Annotated in this window: 16 protein-coding genes and 2 pseudogenes; 9 read left to right on the forward strand and 9 right to left on the reverse strand. The window is 39.3% G+C overall.

The features are described from left to right. Window positions 1-4: 4 nt before the first annotated feature. The 5 genes and pseudogenes from mobB to NSR00_RS04265 form a co-directional block, all read right to left on the reverse strand. Complete coding sequence (gene mobB / locus NSR00_RS04245) at window positions 5-508, reverse strand: molybdopterin-guanine dinucleotide biosynthesis protein B (protein ID WP_201108594.1); 504 nt, start codon at window positions 506-508, stop codon at window positions 5-7. Continuing rightward, window positions 505-1,770 (reverse strand): molybdopterin molybdotransferase MoeA, encoded by a 1,266-nt coding sequence (locus NSR00_RS04250; RefSeq protein ID WP_340787220.1) that lies wholly within the window; start codon window positions 1,768-1,770, stop codon window positions 505-507. Before NSR00_RS04250 ends, mobB begins: the two co-directional genes overlap by 4 nt. Window positions 1,771-1,820: 50 nt before the next feature. Further along, a complete protein-coding gene (locus NSR00_RS04255; RefSeq protein ID WP_063387703.1) occupies window positions 1,821-2,429 on the reverse strand; it encodes a molybdenum cofactor guanylyltransferase in 609 nt (202 codons plus the stop codon). A 5-nt stretch (window positions 2,430-2,434) separates the two neighbouring features. After that, window positions 2,435-2,935 (reverse strand): MogA/MoaB family molybdenum cofactor biosynthesis protein, encoded by a 501-nt coding sequence (locus NSR00_RS04260; RefSeq protein ID WP_063387663.1) that lies wholly within the window; start codon window positions 2,933-2,935, stop codon window positions 2,435-2,437. A gap of 10 nt (window positions 2,936-2,945) precedes the next feature. Then, window positions 2,946-3,845: pseudogene (locus tag NSR00_RS04265) on the reverse strand (GTP 3',8-cyclase MoaA). A 510-nt stretch (window positions 3,846-4,355) separates the two neighbouring features. Between NSR00_RS04265 and NSR00_RS18035 the strand changes: the two are divergent. The 8 genes and pseudogenes from NSR00_RS18035 (at window position 4,356) to NSR00_RS04300 (ending at window position 7,951) form a co-directional block, all read left to right on the forward strand. Beyond that, window positions 4,356-4,499, forward strand: a pseudogene (locus NSR00_RS18035) (helix-turn-helix domain-containing protein). Between the two features lie 520 nt (window positions 4,500-5,019). After that, on the forward strand, window positions 5,020-5,253 hold the full coding sequence (locus tag NSR00_RS04270) for a DUF2249 domain-containing protein (protein WP_340787225.1): 234 nt from the start codon (window positions 5,020-5,022) through the stop codon (window positions 5,251-5,253). 4 nt (window positions 5,254-5,257) lie between these two features. After that, window positions 5,258-5,485: a DUF2249 domain-containing protein gene (locus NSR00_RS04275; protein ID WP_063387668.1), complete on the forward strand. Its 228-nt coding sequence runs from the start codon at window positions 5,258-5,260 to the stop codon at window positions 5,483-5,485. Next, entirely contained in the window at window positions 5,475-6,125 is a 651-nt protein-coding gene (locus NSR00_RS04280) for a hypothetical protein (RefSeq protein WP_340787228.1), read from the forward strand. The genes NSR00_RS04275 and NSR00_RS04280 overlap by 11 nt, the downstream gene beginning before the upstream one ends. After that, window positions 6,122-6,721 (forward strand): hypothetical protein, encoded by a 600-nt coding sequence (locus NSR00_RS04285; protein ID WP_340787230.1) that lies wholly within the window; start codon window positions 6,122-6,124, stop codon window positions 6,719-6,721. Before NSR00_RS04280 ends, NSR00_RS04285 begins: the two co-directional genes overlap by 4 nt. A gap of 44 nt (window positions 6,722-6,765) precedes the next feature. Beyond that, on the forward strand, window positions 6,766-7,329 hold the full coding sequence (locus NSR00_RS04290; protein WP_340787232.1) for an iron-sulfur cluster assembly protein: 564 nt from the start codon (window positions 6,766-6,768) through the stop codon (window positions 7,327-7,329). Window positions 7,330-7,420: 91 nt separating this feature from the next. Beyond that, window positions 7,421-7,633 carry a YozQ family protein gene (locus tag NSR00_RS04295; protein ID WP_242009325.1) on the forward strand — a complete coding sequence of 71 codons (213 nt, stop codon included), beginning with the start codon at window positions 7,421-7,423 and terminating at the stop codon, window positions 7,631-7,633. A gap of 84 nt (window positions 7,634-7,717) precedes the next feature. Continuing rightward, on the forward strand, window positions 7,718-7,951 hold the full coding sequence (locus tag NSR00_RS04300) for a hypothetical protein (protein ID WP_340787233.1): 234 nt from the start codon (window positions 7,718-7,720) through the stop codon (window positions 7,949-7,951). 450 nt (window positions 7,952-8,401) lie between these two features. Here the strand turns inward: NSR00_RS04300 and NSR00_RS04305 are convergent, their stop codons facing one another. Both NSR00_RS04305 and NSR00_RS04310 read right to left on the reverse strand, forming a co-directional pair. Next, window positions 8,402-9,526 (reverse strand): IS4 family transposase, encoded by a 1,125-nt coding sequence (locus tag NSR00_RS04305; protein WP_340787235.1) that lies wholly within the window; start codon window positions 9,524-9,526, stop codon window positions 8,402-8,404. A gap of 118 nt (window positions 9,527-9,644) precedes the next feature. Next, window positions 9,645-9,983: a YwiC-like family protein gene (locus tag NSR00_RS04310; RefSeq protein WP_340787236.1), complete on the reverse strand. Its 339-nt coding sequence runs from the start codon at window positions 9,981-9,983 to the stop codon at window positions 9,645-9,647. 199 nt (window positions 9,984-10,182) lie between these two features. Between NSR00_RS04310 and ric the strand changes: the two genes are divergently transcribed. Next, window positions 10,183-10,878: an iron-sulfur cluster repair di-iron protein gene (ric, locus tag NSR00_RS04315; protein WP_340787239.1), complete on the forward strand. Its 696-nt coding sequence runs from the start codon at window positions 10,183-10,185 to the stop codon at window positions 10,876-10,878. An 863-nt stretch (window positions 10,879-11,741) separates the two neighbouring features. Here the strand turns inward: ric and parC are convergent. Then, window positions 11,742-14,171, reverse strand: a complete 2,430-nt coding sequence (gene parC, locus NSR00_RS04320; RefSeq protein ID WP_340787242.1) for a DNA topoisomerase IV subunit A — start codon at window positions 14,169-14,171, stop codon at window positions 11,742-11,744. A gap of 25 nt (window positions 14,172-14,196) precedes the next feature. Then, complete coding sequence (parE, locus tag NSR00_RS04325; protein WP_340789146.1) at window positions 14,197-16,119, reverse strand: DNA topoisomerase IV subunit B; 1,923 nt, start codon at window positions 16,117-16,119, stop codon at window positions 14,197-14,199. Window positions 16,120-16,272 lie beyond the last annotated feature (153 nt).

Genomic DNA, 16,272 nt, shown 5'->3' on the forward strand with positions numbered 1-16,272 from the left:
GGAATTATTGTCTCATTTCCAACAGCTTCTCCTTTACATAGTTCACGATCCAGCTGATATACAAATCTTCATCTTTAATAAAAAATGAATGTTTTTCTTTCAAAGGGATCGAGCTAATCGATGCGATCACATTTGATAAATCAAGCAGATGAAGATCTTTCTCATCACGGATACAGACAATTTTCGGGTATGGAGCTTTTTTCAATCCTTCGATAATCAATACATCAATTGAAAAATGCCGGTAAAGTTCCATAATGTTCGAAAAATGTTCATTCGCTTTTATTTCAGCTTGCAACAGCAAAGTTTCTTCCCCTAGAACCGCTGAAACAACAGCACCAGCTTCCCAATGCCGATACGTATCTTTTTTTGGAATATCCGGTTTTCCACCATGACCGTGATGTTTAAAAGTACCGACTTTTATCCCATGATTGGTCAGCTCTTTGATGCATTTTTCAATTAGCGTAGTTTTTCCGCTGTTTTGATGCCCTACCACTTGTAAAATCATCATAGCCAACTGGAGGCTCCTTCTTCATCTTCGATTAACAGCACGTTAACTTCACTGCCTGCTTGAAATCCTCTGCTTCCGCCAGGCAAAACAATTAAACTATTAGTATGAATTAAGGATGAAACAATATTTGATTTGTCCCTTCCAATCGGATCAGCTACTAGCTTTCCATCATGATAGGACAGTTTTGCTCTCACAAAGCGCGTGAACGGATTCGGCTTTAAAAAATCTTTCGTTAAAATCGCCCGGGCTCGTTTTAAATAACAATTTTTTTGTCCGAGCATCGCCCTTATATACGGACGGACAAACAGCTCAAAACCGACATAACAAGCGGAAGGGTTGCCTGAGAGGCCGAACAAAATTTTGTTGCCGACAACAGCTGCAGAGGTAACACTCCCTGGACGCATGCCGATTTTATTGAATAAAACTTGGGCTTGAAGATGCTCGTACACCTTTGGGATATAATCAAAATCGCCCACTGACACTCCGCCTGTTGTGATGATAATGTCGGCCATTTGCATTGCTTTTGTAACAGCTTGAAATATATTTTGAAATGTGTCTTTCACAATTCCGTATAAAATCGGATCACCGTGAGCTCTGAAAATTTGTGCCTGCAGCATATAAGTATTGCTGTTGTGAATTTTTCCTTTTTCCAGCGGTTTATACACTTCAAGCAATTCGCTCCCGGTTGCTATGACGACAACCTTTGGGCTCTTCATAACCGGAACGTAATGATACCCGAACGTTGCCAGAACAGCGGATATTCCCGGAGTGATCACGGTTCCTTTTTCGATAAGCAAACTTCCCTTTTTCATATCTTCTCCGATGCGGGAGATGTTTTCTCCTGCCTCAACTTTTCTTTTTATTTGCACATATGTTTTTCCGTCTTTTCTGAATTCCTGTGTTAATTCCTTCATGATGACGGCATTTGCACCTTCTGGAATGGCAGCGCCAGTCATGATTTTAACGGCTTGAAAAGGTTTTAAAGATTCTTTCCAAACAGAATCTGCTCCTTGAGTCCCGACGACTTCCAAAACTACTGGATTGGAAGCTGAAGCGGCCTCGGTCGATGCTGCCCAAACAGCATAGCCGTCATAAGGGGATCGATCAAATCCAGGTACATCCGTTGTAGCAGTTATATCTTGACCAAGCACACGATGAAAGCTGTTTTCGATTGATACATACTCTATTTCACCTTCATAGCTTTTTTCCAACACCCGGTCGATTGCTTCCTCTACTTGAATTGGCTTTCGCAACACTCCCATTCCTTTCCACCCTTCTTGCCCCCACCCGATACTACCAAGGAACATTTATTTTATTTTGTTTTGGAAAAGGAGGCTTGAGGAAAAAGGTTATTATGAACAATATACTGGTCATATTCATCCTTTGTATTAATATTGATGAAAGCATCGTCATCATTGATCTCAACATATCTAGTATGAATACTTGGAAGAAAATGCTTCATGCTTAACTTATTTTGTTCAAGGTGCCATCGTATTTTTTCCTTCACTCGATGATGGTACATGGCGATCAATGGCTGAATATTTCCGTGAACACTAGGAACAATCGCTTCACAACCGTCATTTCTGTATAATTGTAATTTTTTCAACAAATGCGCATTGATAAAAGGAGTATCACAAGGTAAAACGATATACCATTCGGATTTGAATTGGGACATAACGGAATAAATGCCGGCAAGAGGTCCTTTTCCTTGATACAATTCGAGATCTTGAATATATGTCAGCTGGTTCCTTTGCAGCCATTTCGTATCTATTTCAGGATGTATGACAACAACCACGTCTTTTGTGATACATTGCAGCGCTTCGATACTATATAAAATAAATTCCTTTCCATTTCTTTTCGCAAATGCTTTCGGTTGCCCAAACCGTTTCGACTGTCCTCCTGCCAGCACAATCCCGATCATCTTGTTCACTGACGATTCATCTCCCAAACAAGATGGCGAAGTTCCGGCAAAATCAGCTTTTCCATGGCAAGACGAACCGCATTTGTCGATCCCGGCATGCAAAAAATGACTTTTTGTCCAATTGAACCGGCAAGCGCTCGACTAAGCATGGATGCGCTTCCAATTTCTTTATAGCTTAAATAACGAAACAATTCCCCAAAACCAACCATTTCTTTGTCAAGCAATTCTTTTACCGCTTCAACCGTCACATCCCGTTTTGTAAAACCAGTCCCGCCGTTCAATAAAAAAACATCAATTTCGTCAGAAGCCTTTTTCACAGCAGATTGAATGGCTTCCCGTTCATCTTTCACAATCTCGTAATCTATTATTTCCATTTGTTCTCTCGTTAATAATTCGATGATTAATGCACCGCTTTTATCCGTATCCTTCGTTCTCGTATCAGAAACGGTGATCACTTTGCAGCGAACAGGGTCATTTGCCTTGCTGCGATGTTCAGATACACTCATCAATCACACCTCACCCGCCAATATAAGACATTTCCACACGTCTTTTTGCAGAAAGAGCATTGATCCTTCCTCTTTCTTCGGAATAACGATCGTCCCGAGCCTGCCAAACACGGGTGATCTCATCCAATATTTCTTCACCGCTTGCTCCCTTTCGCATTTTAACTAATAAATCAACGCCGTTTGAGGCAAATAGCATGTATACTTTTTACCGTCAGCTGATAGGCGCATTCGCGTCAATCAGAACAAAAAGCTCCTGATAAGGAAGAAATAAAACCGCCTTCCACATCCGTACCTCGGTATCGATACCTTTTAGGAACCTCGCCAAAAACGTTGACTGAACTGGTTTAAGAGGTATTTCTTGGTGAATCATATCATGAACTTCTTTGCTCGTCAAAACTTCGTCCATTTTCCAACCGTTTAAGGTTTCGACATCCATATATTCGATGAAGCGGATCGTCATTCCTTTTTCTTCAAAAAAACGAGCCATCGGTAAAATTTCGCTCTCATTTATTCCTTTTACAACCATGTTCACCTTTACGGCCAGACCTTGTGAAACCGCTTCTTCAATTCCTCTAACAATTTCCTCAGACTTTGCTTTACCTCCGTTCATTTTAGAAAAAATTTCGTTATTTAAAGCATTTAAACTGACATTGATCCGGTTCATGCCCGCTTTTTTTAAACGTTTGGCATATGATATTAAAAATATCCGTTATTGGTCAATGAAACGTCTTGAAGATCTTGAATATTTTTTAACATCGATATTAGTACATCAATGTCCTTTCGTCCCTCCGGTCAGACGAATTTTTCGAATGCCTAAACGTAAAGAGGCTGACCAAACGATATATTTCTTCAAACGTCATTAGTTATTCCCGTTTCATAAAAGAATACTGTCTTCCTTCCATTTCAACATACAGAATACACAACGAAAATTCCATCGGTCTGTCACCGAAATGCGCAAATTCAATAAAGGGCGGTTAATTGATCTCGCAACATCTTATACATTCATTCTTCATATGTTACAGACAAGATAAACAATAGAATGAGATCTCTGTCACATAAATTCGAATGATCATAAAAGGTTAAATTAATTGTAAAAAAAATTTTCTGAAAAAGAAACCTATTTGGAATACATTTTACCAATTTATCATTTTTTTTATGGCTAACATGATGGGGCTCTATACAATGAATTGAGAAAGCAAAATAGATACACAAAAAATATTTTACGATTTCGGCAAACGGAGGCTTTCATAATAGAATCAGCAGTTTTCATTATGGACAATGTACCAATGCTTGGCGACTTGATGGAAAGAATGGTTATTATATTAGAAAACCGTTCATCCATCAACAGGATCTTCTTAGCTTTTTCCATTTCGGGTCACCTGTCGAGAATCCGTCCAGACTCGAAAAAACTCAAAGTTGATTGAAAAAAGATACTATCGAAAAACAACTGATAGAAAAATCATTAAAGAAAACCGCCGGCAACAAATCCAAAGCTTCCTGAGAATTAGGGATTTCACAAGTTACACTTTACAATAAGATGAAAAAATACCAGCTACCTAAATAGATGAACAACTTCTCAATCGTTTTCGAGAATGGCATTAACTTGGTTTACGCCCCGCTTTTTTCTTCTAGCACACTTTTCAGGCAACCATCTTTTTGATGTCAATGACATACTTTCAATGTTAGAATGATCTTTTTGCAATAGCGCTTTGTCCGGGTTAGACGTATTTTTCGCACAATGGCCGCTGACCATATTAACAAAGAAATAAATTTCCCTACATGCCATCAGCTGTTTCCGCTTTAAAAACACACACTCTCCTTTCTATTTCAAGCAAAACAATATCCTTAGCGAAATGGTACCGATCTTTCATTGAAAACTGAAACATTTTCTAACAAGCAGTTCAATTGATGTTGCAACATCTTCCCTTCCCTCAATTGGAAGGATATATGCCAATACGGCATCACGAATCAATTATTCATAAACTTTTCAAAAGTGATGCCGATGAAGTGAAGCAAATCACAAATTGCGGGAATTGTTTTTACTATGATGAACATTGATAAAAAAGATGGAAAGGAGAATATGGATGGGAAAAACTGTTGAATTAGATGTTCGCGAAGATTTAAAGAAGAAATTAGAGCCGTTTCAAAAAATCATGGCGGCCATTCAGCCTCTTGCACAAGGAGATGTATTTATTTTACACGCTCCGTTTAAACCCGTTCCGCTTTTTCCTATCATGAAGAAAAAAGGGTTTTCTTATCAAGCGGAAAAAATAGAGGATAAACATTGGAAAATTACCTTTGTTAAAACGGAGGATTGAAAAAATGATACTGGATAATCGCGGCTTAGAGCCCCCACAACCGATGATGCGGACTTTAACGGCATTAGCAAAATTAAAAAAAGGAGAAGCGTTGAAAATTATTAATGACCGCCGCCCAATGTTTTTATTTGAACAGCTTGACGATCTCGGTTATACCTATCAAACGCAAAAGCGCAGTGATGGAAGCTATGAAATAACGATTGAAAAGAAGGATGACGATGATGACGGCTAATCATACTTATGAAACGAATATTCGAATCCCTTTTTCGTTTATTATTTTTGGCTTGCTGGCGTTTTTCCTTTCTCAAATTCTTTTATTTCTGTCAACTCGTCAGCTTTCAACCGGAGAAATGCGCCTTCCTGTCGTATTGTCAGCTGTCCATTTATTAGTGATTGGCTTTGCTTTAATGACAGCCATGGGGGCCATGTATCAGCTTGTTCCAGTCGTGTTTTTAACCCCGATATGGAATGAATCATTTGCTTTTATCCAAATGGTCGTCACGTCATTAGGAATACTATCTTTTAGCATCAGCCTGGCCTTTAATATTCAAATGGCTATATTTTCAGGCTTGCTTCTTACTTGTGGGATTGTAATGTTTTTATGGCAGATGTTCATGACATTAAAAAAACAGAAGAAAAGAACGGTCATCACTTTATTTGTTGGTACTGCCCTCACTTGTTTGCTCTTAACGATCGGGCTCGGATTGACGCTTGCCTATCATTTTTGGAGCGTGAGACAATTAATCGATCATGATTTGATTTTCAAAGCACATATATTTTGCTGGGATTTTCCGGCTGGTTTACACTTCTTATCTTTGGATTTTCTTACAAAATGGTTCCGATGTTTTCATTGGCGCATCATTTTTCAATGAACACGGCCCGATATGTCTACATTTTTTATATAAGCGGTCTTGTGTTAACTTTCATCAGTTTTATAACGGCAAATGACCGGTTGTTATCAGCAGGGCTTCAATTGATGGCTGTCGGATATGGGTTGTTTGCATACCATATGTTTGCCATTTTAAAGAAAAGGATGAAGAAAAAACTGGATAAACCTTTTCTGTTTGCTCTTTTGGCCATTGTTTTTGGAGTCATCCTGCATATAGCGGCGGCCGGTTTTTCTTTTGAAAGTGAAATCCATTCCCGCATCTTTTCCATCATCATCTACTGTTATCTGTTCGGCTGGATTGTATTAAGCATCATTGGCTACTTATATAAAATTGTTCCTTTTCTATGGTGGACACACCGGTATAGCAAAAAAATCGGCAAAGAAGCGGTGCCGACTTTGAAACAAATGATAAATGAAAAATGGATTGTGATGGAATGTTGTTTATTTGTTGCGAGTCTTATCGGCATGACCGCTGCTCTTGCCTCTTCAAGTACTGGTCTATTTTATCTTGCTCAAGGAGGAATGGTGCTGTTTTCTGGATTATTTGCCTGTACGATTGGCTCCGTATTGCTGAAATAAAAAATGAGGGAACGATTTACTGAAATATAAAGGGTGATGTTACAATGGAAATAAAAGCAAAGATCTTGGAAAAACTGCAAAACGTTTTAGATCCTGAATTGGGAATTAATGTTGTTGATTTAGGACTGATCTATAAGATTGAAGTAAAAGACGGAACTGCATTCATTTTAATGACATTGACTACACCCGGCTGTCCGTTGCACGACTCAATAGCAGGCGGTGTGAAACGCGCATTGCGTGATATTGAAGGCATTCAAGAGGAAACGCTTATGCTCTTTCCGGTATTGTCCATCAAATTGTTTCGTGTGATGAGTGAAAAAATTATAGATTTGCAAAATCGGTTAGAAGAGCAAATTCTTCATAATACATATGAACAAATCGTATTGTTGCTGTTGCGGCTTACAAAAACGAATGCACTGCCGCAAGGAAAACTTTATCGTTTGACAACCCATTTAACGAATCGGGAATTGGCAAATATGATCGGAACTTCCCGTGAAACCGTTAGCAGAACGCTTAACCAGATGAAGCGGAAGGGTATTATTCTTGTTGATGACGACGGATATTATTTGGTTGATGCTGAACAATTGGAGAAAGAAATCTTTATGTAGCGGCCGCCAAAAAGAAAACTTATTTTTGATGAATGTTTGAAGCGTTTAAGAATCATAATAAAGGAAAACGAATTTTCATGGAGGAAACGAAATGTCCACAAAACGTCAAGACAAGAAAATGAAAAATAACCCAACCTTCGGAGCATATGATGAACCTTTTAAGAGCGGCAGCGAATCCGACCTCAAACAAGGTTTGGCCATAACGCAGGAACAAATAAGAGATACATATACGGAGGGCACAATTGATGGGATGATGGAGGATGTTGACGGCAACAACATCCCGTTGAAGACTGAAAAAGAATAATAATTCCTTTTTTTCCTGATATTAAAAATTTAAGTGAAATGCCTGTACCCCCCGCAATCATCATGATGATTGCGGGGGAATTTCATGGCCAATTTTGTCTTGACAGCGTTTAAAAAAATATATCGGCATTACTCCCCCCAAAAAATCGAAGGATCATTGGGCAATCAACCTTCTGCAAAGGGAAAATGCGCTTACGGCAGCATGAACAGATTGATGATCATAAACATTGCAAAACAAAAATATACGGCATTGCCCACTTCAATTAAACCGATTTTTAAAATCGGCATTTTTTTCCGTAAAAATAAACAGCTCGAATAACACTCGGAATATAAGCTATTATAAAAACGGCATACTCGGTAGCGACCAAGCCGATCATTAAGAAAACATGAAAACCCCATGACAACCATTTATAGTTCGGATTGTTTTTTTCCCGAATTATTGTTTTGACATAAAAAGTGCTGCCCACAAAAAATAAAAAACAAAGCATTATGGTGATGAAGGCTTCTTTTGTTATTTCTCCGCTTACAATAAAAGAACTGGCAAGACCTCCAATGCAAAAAACAGCGATTGCTGCTAGATCATTGAAAAAAGCACGATCTTTTTTCTTTTTCCCATAATAAATCACTACCGTCGCATAAATGATGTCTGAATTTTCAGTTTTATTTTTTTCTGGACTTTAGAGAAAAAACGAAAACACCTAAGCGAGGGTAGTAAACATCCATTTTTTTACTATAACCTATGACTTGTGCAACAACGACTGGCAAACCTTTATGGGACGCCGTTTCCTTCGATTTTTCGTAACCAAATGTGAGCGGATTTCCACAAAGAAGCCTTCAAATAGCGACTAATTTGTAAGTAACTGCGTTCGCTATTTGTGTTCAACTGAGCTAAAACATTCAGACAGTACACTATCATGGCTACGTACACTTGATTGTGTACAGCTTGTTCACTGTGACCAAAAAACTTTTTAATGTTCAGATGTTGTTTCATCCATTTGAAAAAAAGTTCGATTGCCCAACGTGATTGGTAGGTTTCTGCAATTTCATCTGCGTCCATGTCAAACCGATTTGTCAGTAAATGAAGCTCATTTCCTTTTGTATCATGCAATTTGAGTAAGCGAAACACGTTTTCAGAACGATTTTGTGGTGTTCCAATGACAACCATTTCATCAGAGAATACGGGTGAATCTTCTGGTAACGAAAAGGATTCTAACACTCGGACAACAGCGTTTTTACGCAAACGGGTCACAAAGAAATAGCCATCTTCCGTCATTTGATCAAAGCGCCCATAATCCAAGTAACCACGATCAAACACGTACATGCATTCTTTGTCATCCACGAATACTTCTAGTTGACCACGATCATGTTCGTTGGCATTCGTGAGTACGGCTTGATCTGGATAGGAGAGTCCTTTTTCCATAAAAACAAGTCGTAAGTGAAGCTTTACTCCTGATTTTGTTTTTCGAAACTCTGCCCACTTATGATTGGTCAAATTAAGCGGTAATGTACTCGAATCAATGATTTTTAGTGGCGTTGTCAGCTTTCTTCGCTTTTGAAAATGTGTTTTCTCATGAATTTGAGCCACTAAATTAAGAAAAATCGATTGAAAGAAAACCGTTGGAATGGCGTTGATTCGTCTCCCTAACTGTGAAAAACTAATCGATTCCAATCCCGTTGCTCGTTGTAATTCTTCTAAAAAGACAGCGTCACTCAGCGCCCGTAAACTCTCGGTTTCATGAAGCCCTGCATACAAAAGCAGTTTCATAAATGAAGCCATATAAAGCTTCTTGGTATAGTGATTTAATTGATGTGTTTTCACTAGGTCGTCAAATAATGGACGATGAATCGGTGAAAACCATTGTTCAAATGATGTTTTTCGTGTAAACTTATCCATGGTTTTATCCTTTGTATTGGATTTGGATGGTTTACTACCACCCAACCATTATAAAGGATTTTTTTGTGTTTAGATTATGTTTCAGAAAATTCGGTTTATTTGAAGGTGTTAAATTATTTTAATGCGACGCTAGTGATAATAAATATTTATTAAAAAAAAACGGTGTCATCGCCATTCCGAAATATATTATTTCCCATCTATACATTAATGGAAAGAGCAGTATAACGGCAGCAGCGGCAAAATAAAGAGCAAACCACTTTATATAAAATGGCTTGCGCTTATTTTTCATAGCCATCAGCAACGGATATGTTGCTAAATATAAACATAACCAGCCGATAAATAATGGAATATGAATCCAAGAGAACCCTCCTATATAAGCCCCCAATAGAAATGGTATAACAAGCATTGCCCAGGCTCCATGCTGTTTTGGAATCACTAATTTCTTGACGGTTGCCATCATGTATCCACCTTTCATCAACAATTTCTTCTAAATTCCATTATAGTGAAAAAAACTAGCTACGTTGTGATTTGTTGCATACCTCTTTGTTTTGTCACAAAATAGCCACAACACTAAACGGGAAAGTGACACTTGTCACTATTGAAAAGAACGAGTTGCGGTATTATCTTTTTAACAATGAAATTGGGAGGGCAAAATAATGAAAACAATATTTACGGAAAATACGACAGTTGGAGAAATTGTCGCAATGCTTCCGAAAGCGAGCGATGTTTTTAAAAAAAATAAAATTGATTTTTGTTGCGGCGGTGATCGCTCTTTAAAAGAAGCAGCCGATAAACGGGGAGTGGCGATTGAGGAATTAATGAGTCAATTGCAGGATCTGTATGCTGCAACTGATGAAAAAACAGAGAAAAATTGGTTGACAGCAACATACTCAGAACTTATTGACCATATCATAAATAAACATCATCGTTATTTGTTGGAAGAACTGCCAAACCTTAGTCCCTATGTGACAAAAGTTATGCGAGTCCACGGCGAAAATCATCCACATCTAATAAAGATTCATAAATTGTTTAATGAATTAAAAACGGAACTAGAACAACATTTATGGAAAGAAGAGTCTGAAGTATTTCCGCTTATTAGCCAGTTCGAGAAGCAGCCGACAAGCGAAAACGAACAAAAAATGAAAAAAATGATTGCCGATCTTACGAATGAACATGATAAAACAGGAGATATCATAAAAGAAATTAGACGGATCACAAATGACTATACCCTTCCGAACGGGGCTTGCCGAACATATCAACTCGTTTACAATCGTTTAGAAGCTTTGGAATCAGACTTATTTGAACATATTCATTTGGAAAATAACGTATTATTTCCACGAATTCTTCAATAATTTCGGGTGGAAGAGGCGGCGATCTCCCGCCTCTTTCTTCACCCGTAATAGTGTTATTTTCAGGGAATAGAAAGCTAAAAACGAAAAGCGCCTCGGTGTGTGACGTCATTTTCGCTGATGTTGCTGAATAAGCGGCTTTCGATATGGTTTCTTTCTTTTTGGAAGCGCTCTTTTTCTTGTTTTGATATTCTGCTTGTTTGGCACAAAAGAAGAATAACTTAAACATCTTTCTTCTGATATAATAAGTATAATAAGTTATATCCAACTTTTTTCAACTACACCACTACGATCACAAAGGAAGTGAAGGGAAATTGGAGGAATTTGTAGGATTTTGTATAAGGTGCAGCAAACCTATTCATTGTCTAAACGGTTTTTTGAATGGGGCTATTGACGAAAAAAATGGGTCGTTGTTTTGTTTTTCATGCTTAGAAGAGAATGAAAATTCGGATTTTTCTCACCAATCCCATTGAAAGCGCAAACAAATGCCATTTAGATTGCGAAGCCTAGAGTGTACCAACAAGTCTGTTTATTTTCTTCATAAAGCCTTTTTTGACATTGGGGAAATGGCCAAAGCATCTCATTCGCTTTCAAATCATAGTGTGCCAGTTCTCCTTGATCCTCTCTTGAACGATCTGCCATCTAGATTCTGTACAAAGATGTGAGATCTCTGGCAGTCGTTTTTAAAAAACAAAATGATATGCAATTTCAAACAACGTTTAGAAATGTGTCCGAATAATATGTCTGATGGAGACCAAGCGGTTTTCTTTCAGAACTTGCTCCTAAACCGCCAATGAAGCAAAATATCACTGTATTAGAGTGAAAAACCCCTATCCTCACTAAATCCGGATAGGGGTGATCATTTTTTATGCTTCCGTTTCCAGCCAGCTATCAGCGACTTCTCCTGCCTCCTCTTTATCTATGTAAAAGGAACCGTTGCTGTATCGATCAGTCACCTTCACATTGGAAAGAGGCACTATTTCCCTGATACCTTTCTCCGTTTCCAATACCAAATTCTCATTTCCGTTGACGAGTAAGATGGCCGCTGTCCGATGCGGGTTTGTTTTCAGCTCTCTGTACAGCATTGATCCTCTTCTGGCTCGTTGTGTTCGTTCGATTTCCCCGATATTGATCATTTTCACAGCGCCTCTGTGCGTGACAATGGCGAGCTTTTGATCGTTAACATGTTTCTCAGCAAACACAAGTCCAGAAACGACTGCATCGCCTTCCTTTAATTGGATGCCTTTGACTCCTGCTGCACGGGAGCCGACAATATTCACTTCTTCTTCGTGAAATAAAAGACCGTATCCAAAACGGGTGGATAACAAAATCAATCCTGTTCCATCAGTTATATGAACCGCAACCACTTCATCGTCGTCTTTTAAATTGATCGCAACAAGCGGCTTGGAGTATCGCTGAGCTTTATATTGGCGAATTTCCGTTTTCTTCACCATGCCTTTTTTCGTAACAAACAAGAAAAATTTCTCGTCGTCAAAACTTTTTAAAGGAATGCCTTGTACAATCCGTTCATCTTGATCAATCGGAATGGTCCTTGAAATATGCTGTCCAATATCCTTCCATCGAATATCCGGAAGCTCGTGAACAGGACAATATAAATAATTTCCTTTGTTTGTGAATAAGAGAAGAACATCTGTTGTGTTCATTTCATACTGGCATAACAGTCGATCCGAATCCTTCATGCCGAAATCTTTTCCGTTTGATGCTGTATACGACCGCAAGCTCGTACGTTTCACATAGCCGTCTTTTGTCACAGTAACAATTGTATCCTCGCTTGCGATGAGGGATTCCATATTGATAGTTATGGATTCAATTTCCGCCTCAATCTTCGTCCGCCGCTCATCGGCAAATGTTTTTTTCAATTGTTTTAATTCGGATTGAATGACTTTGGAAAGCTTTTTTTCATCCCCCAAAATGCTTGTTAACCCCTTGATTTTTTTCTCAAGCTCTTCTTCTTCCGCTTTCAACGCTGTAATATCAGTGTTTGTCAGACGGTACAGCTGCAACGAGACAATCGCCTCTGCCTGCGGTTCAGTAAATGCAAATTCACTAATTAAATTATCTTTCGCATCCCGTTTATCTTTTGAAGCACGAATAACAGCGATCACTTCATCCAAGATAGATAGAGCTTTGATTAATCCCTTTACGACATGCTCCCTTTCTTGAGCTTTTTGGAGCTCAAAAGTCGATCGGTTAATCACGACTTCCTTTCGGTGTTCGATGTAAGCATCCAACAATTCAGGCAGACTTAATAATTTCGGATGCCGACGGTGAATTGCAACCATATTAAAGTTATATGGAACTTGCAAATCTGTGTTTTTATATAAGTAATTTAAAACTCCTTCAGCATCGGCATCTTTTTTCAGTTCGATGACGATGCGAAGACCTGTCCGGTCTGTTTCATCGCGCACCTCGGCGATTCCGTCCACTTTTCTTTCGTACTTAAGGTCATCTATTTTTTTAACTAAATTTGCTTTATTGACCTCATACGGAATTTCTGTAATGACAATTTGCTCTTTTCCGCCTCGGATTTTTTCAATTTCCGCTTTGCCGCGAACAACAATTTTTCCTTTTCCTGTTTTATATGCTTTTTTAATCTCGTCGATTCCTTGAATGATTCCTCCAGTCGGGAAATCAGGGCCTTTTAACACTTCCATTAATTCCTCAACTGTGCAATCCGGATGATTCATTCGCATAATCACAGCATCAATGACTTCGCCAAGATTATGCGGAGGAATATCAGTTGCATAGCCGGCTGAAATCCCTGTTGAACCATTGACAAGCAAGTTTGGGAACATCGCGGGGAGAACGACGGGTTCTTTCGTTGTATCATCAAAATTCGGTACAAACTCGACTGTATTTTTCTCAATATCTTTTAAAAGCTCGGAAGCAAGTTTGGACAGCCGTGCTTCCGTATAACGCATGGCGGCAGGAGGATCGCCGTCAAGACTTCCGTTGTTTCCGTGCATTTCCACTAAAACATTGCGAACCTTCCACTCCTGGCTCATCCGAACCATCGCTTCATATACAGAAGAATCTCCATGCGGATGGAAGTTCCCGATAACATTCCCGACTGTTTTGGCCGCTTTTCGAAATCCTTTATCATGCGTATTTCCGTCCATCAGCATCGCGTATAAAATTCTCCGCTGCACCGGCTTCAGCCCGTCGCGAACATCCGGAAGCGCGCGGTCTTGAATAATGTATTTGCTGTACCGTCCAAAACGGTCGCCCAGCACATCTTCAAGGGGTAAATCGACATAACGTTGTTGAGCTTCCATGCTGCTCCTCCTCTAGCACATTGTTTTAAATTTCGAACATGTTGTCATTTTCGTCAATACCAAAAGACACATTTTTTTCGATCCATTGTCGACGCGGTTCAACCTTGTCACCCATTAAGGTTGTCACTCTTCTTTCCGCTCTTGCTGCATCATCAATCCGGACGCGGATGAGAGTGCGTGTTTCAGGATTCATCGTCGTCTCCCATAGCTGCGGCGCATTCATTTCTCCAAGCCCTTTGTATCGTTGAATTGTGTAGCCTTTGCCGACCTTCTTAATGGCAGCGGACAGCTCCTTCTCATTCCATGCGTATTCGATGACTTCGGATTTGCCGCTGCCTTTGCTTACTTTATATAAAGGCGGAAGCGCAATATAGACTTTCCCTGCCTGAATGAGCGGCTTCATATATCGATAGAAGAAAGTCAATAAAAGCACTTGGATGTGGGCGCCATCCGTATCAGCATCCGTCATAATGATCACTTTGTCGTAGTTGCAATCTTCAATGTTAAAATCAGCACCGACGCCAGCTCCGATTGCATGAATAATTGTATTGATTTCTTCGTTTTTAAAAATATCCTGCAGCTTCGCCTTCTCCGTATTGATCACTTTTCCGCGCAGAGGCAGAACAGCCTGAAATCTTCTATCCCGACCTTGTTTCGCTGATCCTCCCGCAGAATCCCCCTCCACAAGAAACAATTCATTTTTCTTTGGATTCCGTGATTGAGCAGGCGTAAGCTTTCCGCTTAAAGACATTTCAGATTTTTTTCGTTTTTTTCCTGATCTTGCTTCTTCGCGCGCTTTTCTTGCCGCCTCTCTTGCTTCTTGCGCTTTTATCGCCTTTTTAATCAGGAGGGTGCTGATCTCCGCATTCTCTTCTAAAAAATAAGATAATTTTTCCGAAATGACTGTGTCAACAGCAGATCTCGCCTCTGTTGTACCGAGTTTTCCTTTCGTTTGCCCTTCAAACTGCAAAAGTCCTTCAGGGATTCGGACGGAGATAATTGCCGATAGCCCTTCACGAATATCTGTTCCTTCCAAGTTTTTGTCTTTCTCTTTTAATAAACCGGTCTTTCGTGCGTATTCATTAAACACTCTTGTCATGGCAGTTTTGGCGCCTGCTTCATGTGTGCCGCCGTCTTTTGTTCTCACATGGTTGACAAACGACAAAATGTTTTCGCTGTAGCCGTCATTAAATTGGAAAGAAAATTCGACTTCAATTCCTTGCTGCTCACCTTCGAAAAAGACAACAGGATGAAGAGTTTCTTTTCCTTCATTTAAATATGCGACAAATGATTCGATTCCATTTTCATAACAATAAGATTCTTGAACATTGTTCCGTTCATCAATCAAATCAATTGTTAATCCTTTTAGGAGGAATGCAGACTCCCGCAATCGTTCACTCAATATGTCAAATTGAAAAGTCGTCGTGCTGAAGATGAGAGGATCTGGTTTAAAATGGACTGTCGTACCGGTTTCTTTTGTTTTTCCTATCTTTTCTAATGTCGTAACGGGTTTCCCGCCCTTTTCGAACCTTTGCTTGTAAATAAATCCGTCCCGTTTAATCGTCACTTCAAGCCACTCAGATAAAGCATTGACGACTGAAGCGCCTACTCCGTGCAAGCCGCCGCTTGTTTTGTAACCGCCTTGCCCGAATTTTCCTCCTGCATGAAGCACGGTTAAAATTACTTCCGGAGTCGGCTTACCAAGCTTATGCATGCCAGTCGGCATTCCTCTTCCTTTATCAGCAACAGAAATGCTTTCATCTTTATGTATTTTGACAATGATATGGTCTCCGAAGCCTGCTAATGCTTCATCTACAGAATTGTCAACAATTTCATATACAAGATGATGCAATCCTCTAGCATCCGTGCTGCCGATATACATCCCCGGCCGTTTCCTTACTGCTTCCAATCCTTCCAATACTTGAATCGCATCGTCATTGTATTCCATTATCTTTGCTTTTCCCACAAACAAATAACTCCTTTCAAAAAAACAAGAACAGATGTTTGTAAACTGTATTTTACATGGTTTCCCTGCGTTTGGCAATCTTACACGGCAACGTATATTATTGTATTACTCAAATGTTGTATGTTTCAAACCTTT

The sequence above is a fragment of the Aeribacillus sp. FSL K6-8394 genome (assembly GCF_038008865.1).
Taxonomy (GTDB): Bacteria; Bacillota; Bacilli; order Bacillales; family Aeribacillaceae; genus Aeribacillus; species Aeribacillus composti.

Excerpts from the sequence above, each read along its gene's own strand:
- mobB (WP_201108594.1), bottom strand. The coding sequence starts at position 508 with ATGATGATTTTACAAGTGGTAGGGCATCAAAACAGCGGAAAAACTACG.
- NSR00_RS04250 (WP_340787220.1), bottom strand. The coding sequence starts at position 1,770 with ATGGGAGTGTTGCGAAAGCCAATTCAAGTAGAGGAAGCAATCGACCGG.
- NSR00_RS04255 (WP_063387703.1), bottom strand. The coding sequence starts at position 2,429 with ATGATCGGGATTGTGCTGGCAGGAGGACAGTCGAAACGGTTTGGGCAA.
- NSR00_RS04260 (WP_063387663.1), bottom strand. The coding sequence starts at position 2,935 with ATGAGTGTATCTGAACATCGCAGCAAGGCAAATGACCCTGTTCGCTGC.
- NSR00_RS04270 (WP_340787225.1), top strand. The coding sequence starts at position 5,020 with ATGGGAAAAACTGTTGAATTAGATGTTCGCGAAGATTTAAAGAAGAAA.
- NSR00_RS04275 (WP_063387668.1), top strand. The coding sequence starts at position 5,258 with ATGATACTGGATAATCGCGGCTTAGAGCCCCCACAACCGATGATGCGG.
- NSR00_RS04280 (WP_340787228.1), top strand. The coding sequence starts at position 5,475 with ATGACGGCTAATCATACTTATGAAACGAATATTCGAATCCCTTTTTCG.
- NSR00_RS04285 (WP_340787230.1), top strand. The coding sequence starts at position 6,122 with ATGAACACGGCCCGATATGTCTACATTTTTTATATAAGCGGTCTTGTG.
- NSR00_RS04290 (WP_340787232.1), top strand. The coding sequence starts at position 6,766 with ATGGAAATAAAAGCAAAGATCTTGGAAAAACTGCAAAACGTTTTAGAT.
- NSR00_RS04295 (WP_242009325.1), top strand. The coding sequence starts at position 7,421 with ATGTCCACAAAACGTCAAGACAAGAAAATGAAAAATAACCCAACCTTC.
- NSR00_RS04300 (WP_340787233.1), top strand. The coding sequence starts at position 7,718 with ATGGCCAATTTTGTCTTGACAGCGTTTAAAAAAATATATCGGCATTAC.
- NSR00_RS04305 (WP_340787235.1), bottom strand. The coding sequence starts at position 9,526 with ATGGATAAGTTTACACGAAAAACATCATTTGAACAATGGTTTTCACCG.
- NSR00_RS04310 (WP_340787236.1), bottom strand. The coding sequence starts at position 9,983 with ATGGCAACCGTCAAGAAATTAGTGATTCCAAAACAGCATGGAGCCTGG.
- ric (WP_340787239.1), top strand. The coding sequence starts at position 10,183 with ATGAAAACAATATTTACGGAAAATACGACAGTTGGAGAAATTGTCGCA.
- parC (WP_340787242.1), bottom strand. The coding sequence starts at position 14,171 with ATGGAAGCTCAACAACGTTATGTCGATTTACCCCTTGAAGATGTGCTG.
- parE (WP_340789146.1), bottom strand. The coding sequence starts at position 16,119 with ATGGAATACAATGACGATGCGATTCAAGTATTGGAAGGATTGGAAGCA.